23 protein-coding genes are annotated in these 18,553 nt (G+C 66.3%); 10 read left to right on the forward strand and 13 right to left on the reverse strand.

The window, feature by feature from the left end:
- Positions 1–480: 480 nt before the first annotated feature.
- Entirely contained in the window at positions 481–702 is a 222-nt protein-coding gene (locus tag AB0L53_RS56625) for a hypothetical protein (RefSeq protein WP_364014555.1), read from the forward strand.
- 115 nt (positions 703–817) lie between these two features.
- Here the strand turns inward: AB0L53_RS56625 and AB0L53_RS56630 are convergent, their stop codons facing one another.
- Both AB0L53_RS56630 and AB0L53_RS56635 read right to left on the reverse strand, forming a co-directional pair.
- The gene (locus AB0L53_RS56630; RefSeq protein WP_364014558.1) at positions 818–1,324 is read right to left on the reverse strand and encodes a GNAT family N-acetyltransferase; all 507 of its coding nucleotides are present in this window, start codon (positions 1,322–1,324) and stop codon (positions 818–820) included.
- A 224-nt stretch (positions 1,325–1,548) separates the two neighbouring features.
- Positions 1,549–2,058 (reverse strand): hypothetical protein, encoded by a 510-nt coding sequence (locus AB0L53_RS56635; protein WP_364014561.1) that lies wholly within the window; start codon positions 2,056–2,058, stop codon positions 1,549–1,551.
- A 52-nt stretch (positions 2,059–2,110) separates the two neighbouring features.
- Between AB0L53_RS56635 and AB0L53_RS56640 the strand changes: the two genes are divergently transcribed.
- The 5 genes from AB0L53_RS56640 to AB0L53_RS56660 all read left to right on the forward strand — a co-directional run bounded on the left by AB0L53_RS56640 (position 2,111) and on the right by AB0L53_RS56660 (position 5,204).
- Positions 2,111–2,617, forward strand: coding sequence for a transposase family protein (locus AB0L53_RS56640; RefSeq protein ID WP_364014563.1), 507 nt, complete (start codon positions 2,111–2,113; stop codon positions 2,615–2,617).
- Between the two features lie 58 nt (positions 2,618–2,675).
- Entirely contained in the window at positions 2,676–3,044 is a 369-nt protein-coding gene (locus AB0L53_RS56645; RefSeq protein ID WP_364014566.1) for a DUF6461 domain-containing protein, read from the forward strand.
- A gap of 24 nt (positions 3,045–3,068) precedes the next feature.
- On the forward strand, positions 3,069–3,752 hold the full coding sequence (locus tag AB0L53_RS56650) for an SDR family NAD(P)-dependent oxidoreductase (RefSeq protein ID WP_364014694.1): 684 nt from the start codon (positions 3,069–3,071) through the stop codon (positions 3,750–3,752).
- 149 nt (positions 3,753–3,901) lie between these two features.
- Entirely contained in the window at positions 3,902–4,474 is a 573-nt protein-coding gene (locus AB0L53_RS56655; protein ID WP_364014569.1) for an AAA family ATPase, read from the forward strand.
- A 166-nt stretch (positions 4,475–4,640) separates the two neighbouring features.
- Complete coding sequence (locus AB0L53_RS56660; RefSeq protein ID WP_364014571.1) at positions 4,641–5,204, forward strand: DUF4303 domain-containing protein; 564 nt, start codon at positions 4,641–4,643, stop codon at positions 5,202–5,204.
- Between the two features lie 217 nt (positions 5,205–5,421).
- Here AB0L53_RS56660 and AB0L53_RS56665 read toward each other — a convergent pair whose 3' ends face one another.
- Entirely contained in the window at positions 5,422–6,279 is an 858-nt protein-coding gene (locus AB0L53_RS56665; RefSeq protein WP_364014574.1) for a LysR family transcriptional regulator, read from the reverse strand.
- A 68-nt stretch (positions 6,280–6,347) separates the two neighbouring features.
- Here AB0L53_RS56665 and AB0L53_RS56670 point away from each other — a divergent pair, with 68 nt between their 5' ends.
- A complete protein-coding gene (locus tag AB0L53_RS56670) occupies positions 6,348–7,238 on the forward strand; it encodes an EamA family transporter (protein WP_364014576.1) in 891 nt (296 codons plus the stop codon).
- Positions 7,239–7,248: 10 nt separating this feature from the next.
- Here the strand turns inward: AB0L53_RS56670 and AB0L53_RS56675 are convergent, their stop codons facing one another.
- On the reverse strand, positions 7,249–7,836 hold the full coding sequence (locus AB0L53_RS56675; RefSeq protein ID WP_364014579.1) for an SDR family oxidoreductase: 588 nt from the start codon (positions 7,834–7,836) through the stop codon (positions 7,249–7,251).
- On the opposite strand from AB0L53_RS56675, the gene AB0L53_RS56680 reads away from it, so the two are divergent.
- Entirely contained in the window at positions 7,733–8,380 is a 648-nt protein-coding gene (locus AB0L53_RS56680; protein WP_364014582.1) for a TetR/AcrR family transcriptional regulator, read from the forward strand. The two genes, AB0L53_RS56675 and AB0L53_RS56680, sit on opposite strands and share 104 nt — an antisense overlap.
- 19 nt (positions 8,381–8,399) lie before the next feature.
- Here the strand turns inward: AB0L53_RS56680 and AB0L53_RS56685 are convergent, their stop codons facing one another.
- Together AB0L53_RS56685 and AB0L53_RS56690 are read right to left on the reverse strand one after the other, a co-directional pair.
- Complete coding sequence (locus tag AB0L53_RS56685) at positions 8,400–9,098, reverse strand: hypothetical protein (protein WP_364014585.1); 699 nt, start codon at positions 9,096–9,098, stop codon at positions 8,400–8,402.
- Between the two features lie 48 nt (positions 9,099–9,146).
- Positions 9,147–10,031 (reverse strand): amidohydrolase family protein, encoded by an 885-nt coding sequence (locus tag AB0L53_RS56690; protein ID WP_364014697.1) that lies wholly within the window; start codon positions 10,029–10,031, stop codon positions 9,147–9,149.
- Positions 10,032–10,218: 187 nt separating this feature from the next.
- Between AB0L53_RS56690 and AB0L53_RS56695 the strand changes: the two genes are divergently transcribed.
- Positions 10,219–10,842 carry a DJ-1/PfpI family protein gene (locus AB0L53_RS56695; RefSeq protein WP_364014588.1) on the forward strand — a complete coding sequence of 208 codons (624 nt, stop codon included), beginning with the start codon at positions 10,219–10,221 and terminating at the stop codon, positions 10,840–10,842.
- A 57-nt stretch (positions 10,843–10,899) separates the two neighbouring features.
- Here the strand turns inward: AB0L53_RS56695 and AB0L53_RS56700 are convergent, their stop codons facing one another.
- The 4 genes from AB0L53_RS56700 to AB0L53_RS56715 form a co-directional block, all read right to left on the reverse strand.
- On the reverse strand, positions 10,900–11,226 hold the full coding sequence (locus AB0L53_RS56700) for a hypothetical protein (RefSeq protein WP_364014591.1): 327 nt from the start codon (positions 11,224–11,226) through the stop codon (positions 10,900–10,902).
- A gap of 163 nt (positions 11,227–11,389) precedes the next feature.
- A complete protein-coding gene (locus AB0L53_RS56705; RefSeq protein WP_364014594.1) occupies positions 11,390–12,742 on the reverse strand; it encodes a hypothetical protein in 1,353 nt (450 codons plus the stop codon).
- On the reverse strand, positions 12,729–13,220 hold the full coding sequence (locus AB0L53_RS56710) for a SigE family RNA polymerase sigma factor (RefSeq protein WP_364014597.1): 492 nt from the start codon (positions 13,218–13,220) through the stop codon (positions 12,729–12,731). The genes AB0L53_RS56705 and AB0L53_RS56710 overlap by 14 nt, the downstream gene beginning before the upstream one ends.
- 143 nt (positions 13,221–13,363) lie before the next feature.
- Positions 13,364–13,831: an NUDIX domain-containing protein gene (locus AB0L53_RS56715; protein ID WP_364014600.1), complete on the reverse strand. Its 468-nt coding sequence runs from the start codon at positions 13,829–13,831 to the stop codon at positions 13,364–13,366.
- Positions 13,832–15,191: 1,360 nt separating this feature from the next.
- Between AB0L53_RS56715 and AB0L53_RS56720 the strand changes: the two genes are divergently transcribed.
- Positions 15,192–15,431, forward strand: coding sequence for a hypothetical protein (locus AB0L53_RS56720; RefSeq protein WP_364014603.1), 240 nt, complete (start codon positions 15,192–15,194; stop codon positions 15,429–15,431).
- Positions 15,432–15,648: 217 nt separating this feature from the next.
- Here the strand turns inward: AB0L53_RS56720 and AB0L53_RS56725 are convergent, their stop codons facing one another.
- The 3 genes from AB0L53_RS56725 to AB0L53_RS56735 all read right to left on the reverse strand — a co-directional run bounded on the left by AB0L53_RS56725 (position 15,649) and on the right by AB0L53_RS56735 (position 17,872).
- Positions 15,649–15,783 carry a hypothetical protein gene (locus AB0L53_RS56725; protein WP_364014605.1) on the reverse strand — a complete coding sequence of 45 codons (135 nt, stop codon included), beginning with the start codon at positions 15,781–15,783 and terminating at the stop codon, positions 15,649–15,651.
- Between the two features lie 127 nt (positions 15,784–15,910).
- Complete coding sequence (locus AB0L53_RS56730; RefSeq protein WP_364014608.1) at positions 15,911–16,477, reverse strand: dienelactone hydrolase family protein; 567 nt, start codon at positions 16,475–16,477, stop codon at positions 15,911–15,913.
- Positions 16,478–16,600: 123 nt separating this feature from the next.
- Positions 16,601–17,872 (reverse strand): MFS transporter, encoded by a 1,272-nt coding sequence (locus AB0L53_RS56735; RefSeq protein ID WP_364014610.1) that lies wholly within the window; start codon positions 17,870–17,872, stop codon positions 16,601–16,603.
- Positions 17,873–18,553 lie beyond the last annotated feature (681 nt).

Consider the following 18,553-nt stretch of genomic DNA (forward strand, 5'->3'; position numbering starts at 1 on the left):
GGTGGGGCCAAAACTCACCAGAACGCAATCAACCGATCACGCAGTGGGGCCAACACTCACCCGTAGATGGGGCCAGCTCTCACCCTTGAAACCAGGGGCTCGACATCGGCCATCTGCCGCTGGACAGGGTCACTCGTCGTGTGGTGCGCGAATGGGTGGAATGAATGCTCACCAAACCGTCCGCAACGAGCACCAGCCAAGACCTGCCCTGTCGGATGAGCAAGTGGCACGCTGATAGGCGCAGGCCCACGACATCGCGGTCAAGGAACCGGCGCGTGTCCGAGAAAGATCCCTGGGACCTCGCAGACGGGCGACGGGAGGACCTGACGTCGGCCTGGATAGCGATCGAGGCAGGCAATGTGCCTGACCACGTGGGTCTTGCTCGAGACGCGGAGATCGTCCGCCTGTTCGTGACCCCGGCAGCACGCGGACCCACTGGCACGCCATCGGAAGCACATCCCGCTTGTATATGATCACATCATGTGCGCCCCCCGAAGAGCATGGATCTTTCTGGCGACACTCGCGGCCTCGACCGGTGGCGCTTTCCTTGGCGTTCTTGGGGAAAAGGTCTTCATCCAGGGCATGCCCTTTTTGGATGCTTCCAGCGCTGCTCTGAACTCCTGGGTGATATTCGCTGGCTTCTTTCTCGGGTTGATAGGCGCCCGCCGCATCCCGCAGAAGGCAGCGAAGGAAAACACCTGAGCAGGAAGCAGCCTCCGGCGGGAGCGTGCCGCGGTCACTCATGGCGACTCACGGGCACCCGACATGCCCCGACTTGCGGCCTGGGCCCTTCTCGCGCACCCCACTCGGGCCGCGCCTATGCGAGATCGCGCACCAGATAAAGCAACTCACCACGCTTGTCGGTTTCGGCGCGGTCCAGTACGAGGCCCAGCCGTTCGCAGATCCTGAGCGAGGCGGCATTGCGCGGCCGAACCGTCGCCCACAGACGCTTCACGGTCGTGGTTGCCTGTAGCTCGGACACAACGGCCTGAGCCGCTTCAAGCGCGAGTCCGCTTCCACGTTCGGAGTGCTTGATCTCGTAACCAATCTCCGGCTCCAGGACTCCTGTGCGGCTGGCGAGAATGCCACAGCCACCGATCAGCGCGCCGCCGTCGCGATGGCGAATGCCGTACCAGACAAAGCCATACTCCTGCTTCGTCTTGAGTCTGCGCTCAAGCCAGTCCACCGTCTCAGCCCGCGAAGTGAACGGCCCCGCTCCGATCGTGTGGGTTAGCGGATCGCTAAATAGGCCGTGAAACCCGTCAAGGTCGTTGAGCGTGCAAGTAGTCAGCCGCAGCCTGACGGTCTCAATCTTGTCGCGCACGTGATGCCCTTCTCGAACGCCTCCGGCGGGGCCTCCAGCTCCGGGATGATCGCGAAAGGCGGAGGTCCATTGGCGGTGAGGTGGAAGCCGATCACCTCGCCCGCCATCGACCCAGGCCAAGCCGAACAGGCCAGGGCCACCAGCGGGGGCTCCACCTTGTCCCTGTGGCTCTGGCCCGCTTCCCCTGATGGCATGAAGCCCGGCCTCAAGCCCTTCAACAGTTGCTACACGCGCGGATCAACCGGCTCTACCATCAGCACCACCCGGTCAGCCTCTATGTCGAACCCAAGATCCGGATGGTCGCGAGATCCCTCCGCGGTCATCAATACGGACTTCCCGAGACGCCGTCCGATCGCGCAGAAGAAATCCACCAGGACGTCCAACCGCTCCTGCCCCTGCAACTCTCTGAGATCGACGTCGAAGTCGATGGACTCGGTCTGATACATGCGGAAGATCATCAGTATGTCGGGGCTCGGCCGGATTCTCAGCTCGGGCGTGACTCTCAGCTCGGGCCTGCCACCGGCATAGGCAGCCGCGGCCATGTCAGCAGCCGAAGTGAGCTCCATCGGCTCGCCATCTACCGAGTATGCGTACTGCCAGCCCTGCGCCCGGACGAGATCCAGCAGCACCTGCCAGTCCTCGACAGTCGTCCCCTCTACAATCACGTCAGGCAACGCTCCGTTGACCTCAGGGTCGAGGAGGGCCTTCACGTCATCCCAGAGCAGGTCAGGCACAGCACTCATCATCCCTTAAGAACGCGCCTCCGGTGGGGGCTTCGGCTCCGGGATGATCGCCGCGTGGGCCTGGGGTCCCGTCAGCGAGAGCACGGCCTGCACGGCATGTGGCGCGGTGTCTTCGCGGGTGCATGGCCGCTATGGGCGTCGGCTGGAGGATCTGGCGGTCAGCGGCGAGCCGGTGGTGATTCAGCTGGCGGTCCGAAGGTTCGTGTGCGTCAACGCGGTCTGCGGGAGAAAGACTTTCGCTGAGCGGGTGCCGAACGTGACCTGCCGATATGGGCGGTGGCGCGGCCTCCCGCTGACCACGGGCTTGGCATCGATCGCACTGGCCTTGGCCGGTCGCGCCGGGGCTCGTCTGGCCAGGGCGCTGGGCTTGTTGACCAGCAGGACGACACTCCTGCGGGTGATCCGCGCGCTCCCAGAGCTGCCCATCACGGCGCCGACGGTTCTGGGAGCCGATGACTTCGCCCTGCGCCGCGGCAAGGTCTACGGAACCGTCCTGGTGGATATCGTGACTCGCCGCCCGATCGATCTGCTGATCGCCCGGGATGCGTAGACGCTGGCCGCATGCCCGTGGCCCGTTTCCCCTTCGGGCGGGTCGACAGCAGGAGGGGATGATCAGACAGGCGGAGGTGCAGGTGGAAAATGATCGTGCCGCCGTGGTGGCGGAGCCATTGTCCTTAGGCACAGCAGTGGCCAGGGTTTTTGCTGACCTCAACGGCGCGGATTTCACCTACGAGGCCAACGAGCAACTGATCACCACGTTCAGCCTGTACAGCTACCGGTTGCGTGAGGGTGGCCAGCCTGACCGATTCCTCGCCGACGTGCGTGAACTTGGGCTGTACCGAGATGACGACGGATACGCCGACGGCCCCATCTCCAGCGCTCTCGCCCTGGCTTCACGTGCCACGGGTGTACGCCTTTCCCGCAGCCAGTACGCCAGGCCCACACTCATCGGCTCAACTGACCATCTTTATCCTTGAGGCCAGAACCTTGATCACCGTGCCATTAACCTCGGCAACGAGGGGTCAACCACGGTCGCTCACGACCGGCCTCAGCCGCGGGTCGACGCCTCTACGGGCCAAGATCCCGGCAACTCCCAAGCTGACACAGCGGGCGAGAAGGCCGCAGCCGCCCTCGGCGCACGGTTCGTGCAGCTCGACGTGACCGACGACGCCTCGGTGAGCAACGCGCTGGCGACGATCAACGCGGCCGAGGGTCGGCTCGACGTCCTGGTGCACAACGCGGGCATCCTCGGGAACGAACCCCTCGACGGTCCCACGGCCCTGCGGGTGTTCGACACCAACGCGGTGGGGATCGTACGCGTCACAGAAGCGGCACTCCCCTTGCTGCGCAAGTCCTCGAACCCCACCGTGGTCACCGTATCGAGCAGCGCCGGATCCTTCTGGGCGGTGAACAACCCTGACCGGCCAGAGTTCCACCTGCCGCTGGCGCTCTACTCCGCGTCCAAGGCGGCGGCGACCATGCTGACGGTCCAGTACGCCAAATCCCAGCCCGGCATCAAGTTCAACGCTCTGGAGCCCGGCACCACAGCCACCGACATGACCGCGGCCTTCGGGATCGGAAGATCGCCGGAGGAGAGCGCCAGAGCCGTCGTACGCCTGGCCACTCTCGACGTGGACGGCCCGACAGGAACCTCCCAAGACGAGACCGGGGAACTGCCCTGGTAGTCGCCACGCGGGCGTAGTCCGGTGGTGGCGAGGGGCCGGGGGAGCGAGCCGGTTGCGACATCGCAGCCCGAGACTCATCGCCGAGGCGCGAAAGGCCGCCAGGTGTATCCAGCACACGGCACAATCCGGCCCTCTGCCATCGTGTGAGCATGGAAGCTACCCCGCCGAATAGAGGCCCGGGCCGCATCATCATCCTCAACGGGGCCTCCAGCTCCGGGAAGTCGACGCTGGCCAAGGCGCTACAGCACTCAATGGACGAGCCATTTATGTACGTCTCCTCCGACCAATTCGTGGCAAGCGGCATGCTCCCGGAGCGGCGGGAAGACGAAGGCCCCTTCTCCTGGTGGAACGAGATGCGGCCACGGTTCTTCAAAGGCTTTCACCGATGCCTGCCTGCCCTTGCGACCGCAGGCAACGACCTGATCGTGGAACACGTCATCGAATACCGGACCTGGCGCGAGGAACTATCACGCCTCTTGACTGACTTCGACGTGTTCCTGGTCGGGGTGCATTGCGATCTTGCGGAGATCGACCGAAGAGAACACGAGCGCGGGGACCGTCGTGCCGGGGAAGGCCGTGGGCACGTCGAAATCAACGGCATGCATACGTTCGGTCCGTACGACTACGAGGTGAACACTACGAACGGCGTATCAACCACCCTCGTGCAGTCAGTCGTGACCGCTTGGTGCTCGAGAGGCGCGCGACGTGCGCTGACCCCTTAAGCGAGGTGAAGCGCACCCGGCCTCGGTAGGCCCGGCAGATCACTTCCGCCTCGCGGGGGTTCTCATCGCAGGGCGCGGTTCGTACCTGCTGTTATCAAAGGTCGGCAGGGGAGGCCCTTGATATCCAGACGGCCGTGGCTAAAAGAGCGCGCGCTAGCATGCGGCGATGGACTGGGGCGCCTTCGAGAAGGCATGGCACGACAGCGGATGCCGCATCCTGAGTGACCTTGCGGCGGCGTGCCCGGGCGAGCGACTGTACGGTGCGGCGTTCCATCTCTTCTACATGGACGGCGCCAAGATCCTGCCGCCCGCCCTTGCCGCCAACACTGAGGCAGCGGTGCACGAGGACTATGGGTACTCGACACGGTTCGTCCCGCCGGAGTGGCGGTGGGATGTCCTGGACGCCACGAGCGATGCGATGTCGCCGTGGTATCAGCGTCTCACTGAGGAGTATCTGGCGCCCGCCACCACCGAGCCCGAACGGGATGCGGCGATGGACGCACTCGAGGCGGCGCACGACAGCGCGATGGCCAACGCCTGCAAAGCGATGACCACGACAGCGCGCCGGGGCGGCATTAACGGCTCGCTTCCGCCCGGGTTCGTCGTCGTCATCCTCGAAGGGCAACGCGGGGATGAGGAGGCGGGCCTGATCCGGAAGAGCGTCGACCCGCAGACGCTGCCGACGGTCCCCGAACTGGCCGGGTACCTGCGGCAACTCGAGGAGACGTGAGCCCCGACCTGGCCCGGTCGCAGCGCCATATCCCACCAGACAGCAGGCTCCTCTGCCACATCCATGACTTCAATCTCCAGCAAGCTACCGCTCGAGCCTGATCATCACGGCCGCCATTGACCCGGGACAAGCCGAGCAGACCAGAGCCGCGGGGAAGAACGCGTTCCGTCGGGTGTTCGGCGTGCCCGACCAAGTCCGGCCGCGCTGGACGAGTACGTCAGTCCCCCCGGTAGAGGGCGGTGAGCAGTTCGATCGCCGCCTGGATCGCCGGATGCGGCTCGTCTCGCCACCATGTGAGGCGTACGGCGATGGGTTCGGCGTCGCGGACCGGCCGGTAGACGACGCCGGGCCTGGGGTACTGGTGCGCGGTGGACTCCGCCGTCATGCCGACACAGCGTCCACTGGAGATCATGGTCAGCCAGTCGTCGACGTTATGGGTCTCCTCAGTCGCCGGGCGGGAGCCGGGCGGCCACAGCTCGGGTGTGGTGGTGCCGGTCCGCCGGTCGATCAGGAGGATGCGCTCGCTGAGGTCGGCAAGGCGCAGCGACCGGCGTGTGGCCAGGGGGTCCTCGGCGGACAGGCCGCACAGGCGCCGCTCCAGACCGATGATGACACTCTCGAAGCGGCGGTCCTCCAGGGGATTGCGGATGACGGCGAGGTCGCAGGCGCCCTCCGCCAGGCCGGCGGTCGCGGAGTTGACGCGTACCAGGCGCAGATCCGTCCCGGGGTGCGTCGCGGCCCAGCGGCGCTGGAACGCGGGCGTGTGGCGGCCGACCGCCGACCAGGCATAGCCGATCCGCAGGATGCCGTGGCCCGAGGCGGCCTCCTGGACCAGGTCGTGCACCTCACCTAGCACCCGCCTGGCCTGGGCGACCACCCGCAGCCCGGTCGTGGTCGGTGTCACCTCGCGTGAGGTACGTCTGAGCAGCCTCACCCCTAGGGCGCGTTCGAGCGAGGCCAGAGTCCGGGACACCGCCGCCTGGGAGACGCCCAGAGCGATGGCCGCGTCGGTGAAGGTGCCCTCGTCGACGATGGCGACGAGGCACCGCAACTGCCGCAGCTCCACATCATCCATGACTCAAGTGTATAGATCACGCGGTGAACGCATTTTGTGCAAGCAACGCGAGGTCCCACCATCTAGTCATGCGAAGCGCGTCCGACACGGTTTCCCTGTCTTCGGGGCCCTTGGTCCCAGCGCCGTCCAGGGGGCGGCTGGCCGGCGTGGTCACGATGGCCGGCAGCGGCCTGTCGAACCAGGTCGGCGCCGCAATCGGTGCCCTTGCCTTTCCCGTGCTTGGGCCGGTGGGCGTCGTCGCGGTCCGCCAGTACGTCGCCGCGTTCGTCCTGCTCGCCGTCGGCCGCCCTCGCCTGCGGGACTTCACCTGGGCGCAGTGGCGGCCGGTGCTGGGGCTCGCCGTGGTGTTCGGGACCATGAACCTGTCCCTCTACACCGCCATCGACCGCATCGGCCTTGGCCTGGCGGTCACGTTGGAGTTCCTCGGCCCGCTCACGATCGCCCTCGCCGCCGCGCGTCGCCGCGTCGACGCCTTCTGCGCGATGATCGCCGCGGCCGGCGTCGTCGTACTGATGCGCCCCCAACCCTCGACCGATTATGTGGGGATGGGCCTGGCCCTGCTGGCCGCGTGCTGCTGGGCGTCGTACATCCTGCTCAACCGCACTGTCGGCCGCCGCATCCCGGGTGCGCAGGGCTCTGCTACGGCGGCCGGGATCTCCGCGCTGATGTTCCTGCCGGTCGGCATCATCCTCGTCCTGCACCGGCCGCCGACCGCCGCGGCCGTCGGCTATGCCGTTGTGGCCGGTGTGCTCTCCTCGGCGGTGCCCTACCTCGCCGACCTGTTCACACTGCGTCGCGTACCCGCCCAGGCGTTCGGGCTCTTCATGAGCGTCAACCCGCTCCTCGCGGCCCTCGTCGGCTGGATCGGCCTGGGCCAGAACCTGGGCTCGACGGAATGGGCGAGCATCGGCGCCATCGTGGCCGCCAACACCCTCAGCTTCCTCGTACGCCGCGGCTGAATCCGTGCCACTACGCGGCGATGACGGCGACCCCGGTCCTGCCCCCGTCGACGTCCACCACGGTTCCGTGTACGAAGGCCGCTTCGTCACTGGCCAGCCAGACCACGGCATGCGCGATGGCATCCGGCGTGCCGATGCCACCGGCCGGCGTGCCCTTCATCATGATCTCGCCCGGGTGGGGCTCGCTGCCTTCCGCGGCCGGGGGGAGGATCACGCCCGGCGAGACGGCGTTCACCCGCACCCCCATCGGGCCGAACTCCGCGGCCCATGCCCGCGTGAGCGTCTCCACGGCTCCCTTGGTGGAGCTGTAGAGCGCGCCGAGCGGAACGCCCAGGCGCGCGATCCACGAGCCGAGGTTGATGATCACTCCGCCACCTGACTCAGTCATGGTCGGAACGACGGCAGCGGTGAGGAAGAACGGCGCCTTTACGTTCACTCCGTAGACCTTGTCGAACGTCTTCTCGTCGGTGGCGGTGGTGCTGGGGGCCGGATAGATGCCGGCGTTGTTCACCAGGATGTCGATCCGCCCGCCCAAGGTCTCACGGGCCCGATCTGCCAGGTCCTGGGAGGACTCCACGCTGCCATCGAGGTCCGCCACCAGGAAATCGGCCCGGCCACCGGATGCGCGGATCCCTTCGACGACGCTCGACGACATCCGCAGTCGCACGGGTACGAGCAAGAGCCAGCTGTTCCACTACTTCCCCGACGGCAAGGACGAACTGCTGCTGGCGGTGGCCCAGTTCGAAGCGGACCGCGTCCTGGAGGACCAGCAGCCACACCTAGGGCGCCTGGACTCGTGGGAGTCCTGGCATCAGTGGCGGGACATGGTGGTGGAACGCTATGAACGCCAGGGCGACCACTGCCCCCTGGGGTCACTGTTCCTGCAGGTCGGCCGGTCCCAACCCGGTGCACGGGCAATCGTGACGGAGCTGATGCGCCAATGGCAGCGGCAGCTCGCCCGCGGCATGCGCGCCCTCCAAGCGAACGGACTGGTCGGGCCGGCCCTTGATGTGGACCGGACGGCCGCCGCGCTGCTGGCGGGCATCCAGGGAGGCGTGACCATCATGATGGCCACGGGCGACTCGACCCACCTCAAGGCGGCGCTCGACATCGGCATCGAACACCTCCGTGCGGCCACTTGATCGCGCAGGTCAGTGAGATCTAGCTACGCCCGTCTCGAAGACGTGCGGAGAAGCGTTCTGTGAGCGGCTTGTAGTCGTGCTCGGGGAACAGGACCGGCAATGCGTCGAGCATGTTCTCAATTCGATCGCGAACGCCCTCGAACTCTTCATTGTCCAGCGGCGCCCGGGTGAACAAGAACTGCCAGGAGAAGGCGCCCTTGGTCAGCTGAAGCATCTCCAGATATTCACGGTGGCCAACGTCCATCTTCCAGGCGCCATAGCGAGGCTCGGCCACCCACCAGATCTCGGGTTCGCCCCCGCCTGGAAGCAGCCGCAGTGCGGCACAGTGACCCGTACCCGTGATGGGGTGGCCATCGATAACGCGCAGCTGCGATGACGGGAAAAGCTCCTTGCCCGTCCACGACTCAATCCACCCCTCTCCCAGCCCTGGGCTGCCCGCCCGGGCGATGTGGGTGAGGTAGAACTCACCGTTGACGTACGGCCCTTCACCCATCCACTGGCGCCCCAGCTCCCGAAAGCGCAGATCGCACCGCTCCAGCGCGGCGGGCGCCTTGACCTCCTGCTCGCCCACGAGAGCCGCCCACGAGGCGGCGATATCGGCGAAACCCGTGTCGAGCTCGCCCTGCGAGGCATGAAGGATCTTGATCTGGGGATGGTTGTCCAGGTCGCCGCAGACCTTGCGCCAGCCGGCCTCGTACGCCGTCAGTTCCGTCACCACGTACCGTCCAAATTCGCTGAGTGCCGTAACAGTCCGCATCGGGTAGTGCTACAGGCCGAACAGGGTCGCCGCGTTGTCGTGGCATACGGCCCGCAGCCAGTCCGGTCCGAGTCCCAGCCGTTCCAGGGCGTGGAGCTGGTGCAGGTAGGGGTAGGGGGTGTTGGGGAAGTCGGAGCCGAGCAGGATGCGGTCGCCAAGCGCGGTGAGCCGTGGCAGGGCTTCGCGGGGGAACGGTATGAATTCTTCGGTGAAGTCGGTGAACGCCATCGTCGTGTCCAGCCGTACCTGGTCGTACCGTTCGGCGAGGTCGAGGAACTCCTCGTACTCGGGCATGCCCATGTGCGCGACGATCAGCCGCAGTTTCGGGTGGCGCGCCAGCACCCGCGCGATGGGCTCGGGACCGGTGTGCTTGCCGGGCGCCGGCCCGGAGCCGCAGTGCATCACCACGGGAATGCGGGCCTCGGCCAGCAGCGCCCATGTCCGCTGGAGACGTTCGTCGGCCGGGTCGTACGCTCCCACCTGCACATGAGCCTTGAACACGCGTGCCCCCGCTTCGACGGCCTCGCGGACATACGTCTCGACGTCCGGCTCGGGGTAGAGGGTGGCGGTGTGCAGGCAGTCGGGGGTACGGCGGGCGAAATCGGCCGCCCATTCGTTCAGCCATCTGGCCATGCCGGGTTTGTGGGGGTAGAGCATCGCGGTGAAGGCCCTGACCCCGAAATCCCGCAGCAGAGCCGTCCGCTCCGCCTCCTGCTTCCGGTAGGTGATCGGCCACTTCAACCCACCGATCAGCGGCCCGGTACCGTCGAAGTAATCCCAGACCTTGTGCAGGACACGCTCTGGCATGAAGTGGGTGTGGACGTCGATCAGCCCGGGAAGACCGAGCCCGGCCCAGAAACGGCGGACCTCACCGGCCTCCTCGCCCAAAGCCATGGGAGCGGAACTCACCCGGTACCGCCTTTCTGTCGAACGATCTGCAACTAGTTCGTCACCGGACGGTGCCCTTATCTCGCCACCTACACATGGCCCGATCGTCTAGACGACGACTCTATGCACAATGAGAAGCCATCGCCGTGCTGAGGGCAGGGCCATAGGCGGCTCTTCAGGCGAAAGGAGTCAGGTGCGTATCGCCATACCGTTGTTCGATCGGTTCACAGCGTTGGACGCGGTCGGCCCGTACGAGGTGCTGAAGTTCCTTCCCGATGTTGAGATCGTCTTCGTGGCCGCGGCGTCCGGGCCCATCCGGGACGTGCCAAAGTGGCTGGCCATCACCGCTGACGCCACGTTCGCCGAGGTTGACTCATGCGACGTGCTCCTGGTGCCCGGAGGCCCGGGTAGCAGGCAGTTGCTGGACAACCGTCCGCTTCTGGACTGGATCGGCCGCATGCACGAGGGAAGTTCCTGGACGACCTCGGTGTGCACCGGCTCGTTGCTGCTCGCCGCCGCCGGACTGCTCGAAGGGCGGTCTGCGACGACTCATTGGGGAGCGGTCGACGTGCTGGAGTCGTTCGGCGCGATCTACACCGCCGAAAGGGTGGTGTTCAACGGCAAGATCGTGACCGCCGCCGGCGTCTCCTCCGGTATCGATATGGCGCTGGCGCTTGTGGCGCGCATCGCTGACCAGACAACCGCGGAGGCTGTGCAACTCGCCATCGAGTACGACCCCCAACCGCCCTTCGACGCAGGCTCACCGGCGAAGGCGTCTCAGGCCGCCAAAGACCTGCTCACTCGTGGAATCCGCTGAAGGGGGTTCGGCCCCGGACGTACGGACGTCCGGGGCCGGTCAATGGCGAGGATGCCGTCAGGAGAGGCGCTGGATGGTCCACACGTTCTGGGTGATCCGGGACGGATGGCCACAGCTCGTCGGATCCCACTGGGTGTTGATGGTGACCCAGCCGACGGGGAGCTGGTTGGAGCAGACGGTCATGATCGTGCCGACGGGCTGGTCGTAGTAGGACGCGATGTTCCACACGTTGTAGGTGATCCTCGACGGGTTTCCGCAGCGCGTCGGATCCCAGAAGTCGTTCGTCTTGACCCAGCCGGTCGGCAGGCTTCCGGCGCAGACTGTGTTGACGGCCGCGCCGGCCGGGCTGACAGGCAGGAACAGGAGCGCGGTCAATGCGCTCAAGATCACACTGATGAACTTGAGGCTTTTCACGGTCTTAACCCCCTTCGACTCGACCTCCGCCGGTACGGCGGCTGGCTTGATCACCATTCGCCTCGAGCGGCGCGCTGGATGAGATCTGCCGTGAGTCGGTATGACGCCTCGGGCGTCGGAGGTAAGGACCATGTCATGGCGCCGCGATCCCCTTCACGATCCGCCGCAGGTCACCCGCGGGCGCGGTCACCACGATGGCCAGACCGAACTCGGGTGTCCAGACGAACGTCCGAGTGGTCGTGGAGGCTCCCCGATCGAGCAGGTTCCCGGCCCGCCCGGCGATGGTCGTCGGCTTGGCCTCGCCGCTGGACAGGCTGCTCCACCAGTCCTGGCTTGACACCCTCGCCCCACGCTGTACGGAGACCGTGACGGTGTCTTGGTCGTTTCGGCCGGTCCATCGGCGGGTCGCGGTGCGCCAGCCTGTCGCGAGGGTGGTCCGTACGGGACCCGGTCGCAGGTTCGGAACGTCGAAGGAGACGCCGATGCCGTCAACGGACTGGCTCCGGCCTTCGGGAGTCGCCTGGATGCCCTCGGCGATCCGTCTCAGCTCGTTCTCCGGCAGGTGATCCGCTCTGACCCGTACGCCGATTCCCGGTTTGACCAGCCACAACATCACCCGGCCCGCCTGCTTGGTGGCGCCCGCGTAGGCCGACAGATCGTGCACGGATGCCGGACGCACCTCGGTCAGCGGCTCCTCCGGCGGCACGGCGGCGCGTAGCTTCTCCAGTGTCGCCGCGTCCCGGCCGTACACGACCTCGACGAGGACGCGTCGGCCGGACTCGCCTTGCCAGAGCCGGTTCAGCGCGGCACCGTAGGTGTCCGACGTTCCCGCGATCCACATGCCGGCCGGCATGTACGTGATGCCGAGTCCCGCGAAGGCGGAAGCCCAGCCGGTCACTCGCAGCCCGCCCGCGATCCGGTCGCGCTCGCCCTTCAGGTCGGCCGAGACCGTGACCTTCAGCAGGAGGCGGTGGTCGGCGACCCACATGCCGGCGGTGCCGTCGGCTGACAGCACGGGATCGCCGCCCCGCCGCGGCTCGATGGGGTTGCGGAAGACGTTCAGGGAGAGGATGTCCATCCCGTCGCGCATGATCTCGTCGGTGCGGTAGACCGAGACCTGAACGAAAGCGCCGCCCGCCTGCCATCTCAGCGCCTCACCGCGCAACCGGATCTGCCCCGCCTGATCCGTCTCCTGCGCGCGCAGCCGTCGCGGGGCACCCAACCCCTTGGGTATGTACTGGACCCGTACCCCCTCCACCTCCGGAGAGGTGACGACGGGGTCATACCGGGTGACGACGTACGGCGACACGAGGCCGACCGCGATCAGCACGGCGGCGACGGCCGTGGCCACACCCGCCGCGATCCTGCGCCGCCTTCTGCGTACCGCCACCCGGGCCGTCACCCGTACGGCGAGCTCCGGCGCCGCCTGCACCGGCCGAGCCGCGTCGATCATCCCCCGACGCAGGCGTTCCTCAATAGCGCGCAATGTTCGCCACCTCCTCGCCCAGCACCGTCCGGAGGCGCTTGAGCGCCTTGAACGTCTGGCTCTTCACCGTGCCGACGGAGCAGCCGAGCACCCTCGCGACCTGCGCCTCGGTCATGTCCTCCCAGAACCTGAGCACGACCACCGCCCGCTGACGGGGCGGCAACCCCCGCAACCCGTCCATGACGACGTGCCGCAACTCGATGTCCACATGCGCGGCCGGGAGGTCTGGAGGGGTATGGGTTGGTATGAACCGTACGATCGCCAGCCGCCGCGCCCGGCTGATCGCCAGATTGACGATGATCCGCCGGATGTAGGGCTCGGGATCACCGGCCCGGCACAGCTTCTCCCAGCGCATGCACGCTCGCTCCAGCGCGGTCTGCAACACGTCCTCGGCCTCACTGAGCGAACCGCAGGTCAGGTACGCCGTACGTAACAGGCTCGTGCTACGGGCGGCCACGAACTCCGTGAACCCACCCATATACGGCGTCACTTAACGCCCTCCGCAATCATGCCCTCCAACACGCACGGCCTCCGAGGATGGTTGCCTCGGTCGTACCGGGGTCCGGATGCCTGCCTGTATCAAGTCCGCGGTGGTGTCGGAGCCGGGGTGCGGGCGTGGCCTCAATGCTGGATCAGACCGCCGACCGGGACCGGAGCGACGTGGCCGGTCGCCGGAACGGTCTGCGCCAGGGCGAGGCCGATGTCGACGAGCGATGATCGACGTCGGCAAGCGACGTCGGCGATCGGAGTCCAGATCGACTCGGCGATTTCGCCGTTCCGCTCAGGCCGGAGCTGGCCGCCGGTGATGCGGACCTGGTAAAAAATGCCGACATTCTGGTGCTCGGCGCCGGCACGGGCGACGGCGGCGGGGATCACCCTTGAGTCCACGCCCAGCAGGCGTTCGACCACCGCGTCGTAACCGGTTTCCTCAGCGACCTCCCGGATCACCGCGTCGAACGGATCCTCTCCGTGTTCGACCCTGCCGCCGGGAAGAGTCCAAGTAGATTCGCCTATGGGTGGTACGTGACGAGCGATCAGCACCCGCCCGTCCTCGATGCACACGGCGTACGCCGCCAGTCGGAAACTCATCCGTACCTCTCCTGACGCACCGGCACTTCGTGCCGCTGAAGCGTTTCGTTACCGCGTCTTGGCAGAATCTCCTTATGCCTAACCTGGCCAGGGTTTTAGCACAGGTACTGATAAGCACTGTCGCGCTCTCCCTACTGACGGCCTGTGGAACCGAAGCACCGCCAATCGCGGACCCACTCGTGACCAGGCCCAGCTCGTCATCTCCCAGTCCCAGCCGCGCCACCCCCTACGACGAATCGACACGCGTCGGCGGAGACGTGGCACCGCATCAAGCCGAGAACAACGCGTGGAAGTATCCCCCAGACCTAACACCTTCCCAACAGAGGATCGCCGACGCCGCCGCCGAGCGAATACGCCCAGCTCTGAAGAAACTGCGGGCCGCGCAGGACTTCGATCCAGACTCAGTAAAGGCTGCCTTTGAAGCGCTGGGCTACCCAGCGGATTCGATAGGAGCTCACGCATTTGACATCCCGTCTTTGTGGACGGAGCCTACGCCACCACCTGGAGTGGTCTTTGGCCTCAAAGTACGAGTCGGAGTTTGCCTCACCGGAGACGTACGCCCCGAGCGAGTGCTGATCGAATCGCGCGGCCCAAATGTAGAAACGGGCTGCATGCCTCTGCCGGTAACGCATTAGCTGTGCGTCAACAGCTCAACCGAGCGGCTCACCCTGCTCGGCTTGGGGCCGCTCGCACGAAGGTGCCAACTGGCAGACATCCCCCCAGGCGGGCGCTGGTCTATATACAGCCCTCTTGCGCTACCCAAGCGCATCGCGACATGGCATGATTCATTGCGATCACTCGACACAAAGGGGGAGCATCCGAATGAATGTCAAAGCGCTGATATTCGCTGGATTACTTATGGCCGGCTCCGGCGTTCTCACGGGTATCCTTCCGGTCACCTCGAGTGGAGAGAGATGCGGATCCGCTTTCGTTAGAGTGCCGCACGATGAGTCTCTTCGGATGTACTCCGAAGAATTCATGATTGCCGGATGCGACGACGTTCGGAACCTTGTGAGGATTCCAGCGCTCGTTCTTATAACAGCCGGTGGCGCCACAATCTGTGCGGCAGGCGCAACACGTTGGCGCATCAGCCTGGCAAAAGGCTAAAAGCCTCCCAGCGGGCCGCTCCGTTGAAAGCTCCCAGGCCCGCGGCGATGATCACGATCGCCCCGACCACCCACCGTGCCTTCCTTGCCCATACCGATGGGAAAAAGGACATCCAGTGACACCTCAGGTTCAGTGGCCGCAGCGACGTGAGGACGTTCTCGAGGCACTACGCGTCTTAGGCGACCACGACTTCCAAAACCACCACTGGCGATCAGGGCGGGGATGGCCAGACCTCACCGCTGCCGTGCACTGGTTGATCGACGACACATTCATCGACCAAATGGGGGCCCACGCATTGATCCCCTACCTCTTCAGCGATGACCAAGAAGCCGACCTCGTACAGACCGTGGTCGATGCCCTCCTGTACATACTCGATGACCTCGGCCCTACCGCTCCAGACAATGCCTATCTCGCCCATCCTGGGTGGATCAACGTCCTGAACTCGGCTGGCGCGGCCTACCTGGCCTTGTCCATCAGCAAGCACGCCTCATGAGGAAACTCCGAGCAACGCCCCTTACGCATAGGAGCGTCAGGCGGGCGATGTCCGCGTGTTGCGCCTGACAGACTGCTCTCGTGGCCGGAGACGCGTCGTCAACGATCAATCAGTGGCTGGCAGTATGGGAGGTTAACAGCCATTACGCGCGCGACGCAGGTCAGGGAGAAGGGCGCCGTGTGTGGGCTGAAGCGGCTATGCACGCCCTCGCGAGGGCTCAAGCGGGCGGCTCGGGTGGCGGCTCGAAGTACTCTGCGGGGAAATCCAGCTCGATGATCTGAGTGCCCTGGAAACTCGTGGGCTCGGACACCTCGTGGCTGAGCACGACGGCGGGATCGTCCTTCTGGGACACGCGCCCTCCCATAGCAAGAGTGACGTTTCGTGGCAGAAAGTGCACGCTTAGCTAAGCATGGAGGTCTGAGCCGTTCTAGCTTACGCTGAGGGAACAGTTGCCTACCTAGCGCGACGACATTCGCGACTCACAGATGGTGGAGGAAGGCCAAGCTTCGCTGCCAGGTGAGCTCGGCCGCTCCTTCGTCATGATCACGCAGGCTCGCGTCCGTGTAGAAGTGTCCGACTCTCGGATAGGTGAAGATCTCCACGGCGGCCCCCGCGTCCATGGTGGCCTTCTCCCATGCGACGACAGCGGCGGGAGGCGCGAACTCATCCGGATCGGCGACGTGCAACTGCACGGGTAGGTCGGGCCGCGCTGACGCGGGAATCCCCGTGATGCCGTGCAGGAGCAGCACACCGGCCGTGTCGGGCCGCTCGGGCAGGAGTTCCCCGACCACCCCGGCGCCCATCGAGACGCCGGCGAGGACTGTGCTCGCGGGCATCTGCCGGACTGCGTCGCGGGCTCGCTCCACGATGACCTTCCAGCCGATCCGATTCATCAGGGTGAACCCATGGTCGATCGTCGTGGCGACCTGGCCTTCGTACAGATCGGCGGTGACCACTTCGTGGCCGGCGGCACGAAAACGCTCAGCGGCGGCGCGTTCGACGGCGCGCAGCCCGTACACGGAATGCAGCAAAACGATGTGAGCCATCCCGCCATTCTCTCCAGACGGCAGCGATCCTTGTTTGTGCCACCGCACTAGGCAAGCCCCTCAAGCTGCCGTACGACCTGCTCTATCGGAGCGGACGCATCGATTTCCATGGTCGAAGGCGAATCAGCCGGGACCGTTCGCTGGATCAGGGAGCTGCCTCCCCAGACGGGCGAGAGGAGACAGAGCCATGAACACCGGAGACAGGGCCAGAGCGACGGCGGTCAGCAGCAGGCTCGTTCGCAGCCCCAGCGAGCCGGCCAGGTAGCCGCCGAGAAGCGACCCGAGCGGGGTCAGGCCCATGCCGACGAAGTTGAGTGTCGCGACGACTCGCCCCTGGATCGGGATCGGGGTGATGGCCTGGCGCACTGTCACGACGGTGACGTCGACCACCTGGCTGAAGACGCCGAACAGGAAGTTGACCGCCATCAGCGCGCCGATCGTGACCGCGGAGGAGCCGCGCAGCGCGGGGACGCACAGCATCACGCCATCGGCGAGCACCGCGGCGGACACCAGTACGGCGCCGTACCCGTACCGCCTCGGCAACCTGGCCGACAGCAGGGAACCCACCAGCGCGCCCGGCCCCATCGCCGCCAGTACGAGCCCGACGGCGGCGCCCGACAGGTGCAGCGTACGCGGCAAGAAGAGCAGGTAGATGGTCATCACGGCGGCGAAGGAGAACTGGAAGAGGGCCGAGGCGATCCCTACCGCCCGCAATGAGGCGTCGTTGACGACGAGGCGCAGACCCTCGTGGATCTGCCGCCACACGCGCGACTGCCCTGCGGCCGGTCTTGGCATCGACTCGGGACGGCGGATCCGCCGGATCGACAGGACGGACAGGGTGAAGAAGAAGACGCTCGCCAGGATGGCGATCGGCGCGGTGACGAGCGACACCAGCGCGCCGCCGATCGCGGGGCCGGCGATCTGCGCGGCGGACCTGCTGGCTTCGAGCGCACTGGTGCCCTGGGCGAGCTGGTCGCGTCTCACCAGTCGTACGAGGGAGGTCTGGTAGGCCACGTCGAAGTACACGGAGAGGGCACCGACGAGGAAGGCGACCAGGACGAGCAGCGGGATGTCGAGCATGCCAAGGAGGTAGAGAGCCGGGACGACGGCCAGCACCACGGTACGGCCGACATCGGCCAGCACCATCACCTCGGGGGAGCGTCGGCGGTCCACCCCGGCGCCGGCGAAGAGCGAGAGCAGCAGGATCGGTGCCTGCTGGACGGCGCGGAGGACGCCGACCTGCTCGGTGTCGGCGCTGAGCGCGACGACGGCGATGAGCGGCAGGATGACCTGGGCGGCCTGAGCTCCCAGTTGGGAAGTGGTCTGGCCGATCCAGAGCCGGCGGAAGTCACCGTCTCGCCACACGCTGGGCGGAGTCGGGGCGGGTCCCGTCATCGGCGGCCTCGCATGGGCGAGCGCGCGAGCACAGCAGGGGACGCCGGCACGGCAGGGGATGCGAGCACGGCAGGGGAAACGTACGGCACAGGGGTCCTTGAGTCGCTGAGAAAGGTGCCCGTCCCGCAGGATCTGGGCAGGAAGGTGCGCTGTGCCGCAGTTGGAGTGCAGCACGCGGTGACAGGTCGGGAAGTGACCTAGAACGTCAGCGCGTGCTCGGTTGACCGGGCATCTCAGCTCCTCGAAGGATCATTGGCTGCTCGAGACTAACCGTCGGCCCATGCGGCGGACAAGGCAATTGATGACCTGGCGCTCGGCCGGGTGTCATTGGAGTTCGTAGATCGCGGACGTTCCTTTGCCCTGCTTGGGATTCGCGGCGATCCAGACGCCACCGACAGGGTCGGTACGCACGGCCACCAGCGCTGTGTGGTCCTTCACGGTCAATTTCACCTGGTTCCAGGCTGTGCCGTCCCGGTGGAGGACGACCGGGAGGGCGCCGGTCCGCCGTCCGCCCGCGCTCGCTCTGGGTGACCACACCCCTGACCCGCCGGGTCGCCAAGGCGGTCATGCGACAGGAGAACGGGCGCCTGTGATGGACGACTCCTTCGATGAGTTCCTGCACGTTCCGGCGCGGCTGTCGATCGTCGCGCTGCTGGCACCGGTCGGCTGGGTCGAGTTCGG

This window comes from Nonomuraea sp. NPDC052129 (assembly GCF_040680095.1).
In the GTDB taxonomy this organism is placed as follows: domain Bacteria; phylum Actinomycetota; class Actinomycetes; order Streptosporangiales; family Streptosporangiaceae; genus Nonomuraea.

Bases quoted from the DNA above. Each gene is read 5' to 3' on its own strand.
- AB0L53_RS56665 (WP_364014574.1), bottom strand. From the start codon at position 6,279: ATGGATGATGTGGAGCTGCGGCAGTTGCGGTGCCTCGTCGCCATCGTC.
- AB0L53_RS56655 (WP_364014569.1), top strand. From the start codon at position 3,902: ATGGAAGCTACCCCGCCGAATAGAGGCCCGGGCCGCATCATCATCCTC.
- AB0L53_RS56680 (WP_364014582.1), top strand. From the start codon at position 7,733: ATGCCGGCGTTGTTCACCAGGATGTCGATCCGCCCGCCCAAGGTCTCA.
- AB0L53_RS56625 (WP_364014555.1), top strand. From the start codon at position 481: ATGTGCGCCCCCCGAAGAGCATGGATCTTTCTGGCGACACTCGCGGCC.
- AB0L53_RS56730 (WP_364014608.1), bottom strand. From the start codon at position 16,477: ATGGCTCACATCGTTTTGCTGCATTCCGTGTACGGGCTGCGCGCCGTC.
- AB0L53_RS56690 (WP_364014697.1), bottom strand. From the start codon at position 10,031: ATGGCTTTGGGCGAGGAGGCCGGTGAGGTCCGCCGTTTCTGGGCCGGG.
- AB0L53_RS56670 (WP_364014576.1), top strand. From the start codon at position 6,348: ATGCGAAGCGCGTCCGACACGGTTTCCCTGTCTTCGGGGCCCTTGGTC.
- AB0L53_RS56715 (WP_364014600.1), bottom strand. From the start codon at position 13,831: ATGAGTTTCCGACTGGCGGCGTACGCCGTGTGCATCGAGGACGGGCGG.
- AB0L53_RS56640 (WP_364014563.1), top strand. From the start codon at position 2,111: ATGATCGCCGCGTGGGCCTGGGGTCCCGTCAGCGAGAGCACGGCCTGC.
- AB0L53_RS56645 (WP_364014566.1), top strand. From the start codon at position 2,676: ATGATCAGACAGGCGGAGGTGCAGGTGGAAAATGATCGTGCCGCCGTG.
- AB0L53_RS56710 (WP_364014597.1), bottom strand. From the start codon at position 13,220: ATGGGTGGGTTCACGGAGTTCGTGGCCGCCCGTAGCACGAGCCTGTTA.
- AB0L53_RS56660 (WP_364014571.1), top strand. From the start codon at position 4,641: ATGGACTGGGGCGCCTTCGAGAAGGCATGGCACGACAGCGGATGCCGC.
- AB0L53_RS56735 (WP_364014610.1), bottom strand. From the start codon at position 17,872: ATGACGGGACCCGCCCCGACTCCGCCCAGCGTGTGGCGAGACGGTGAC.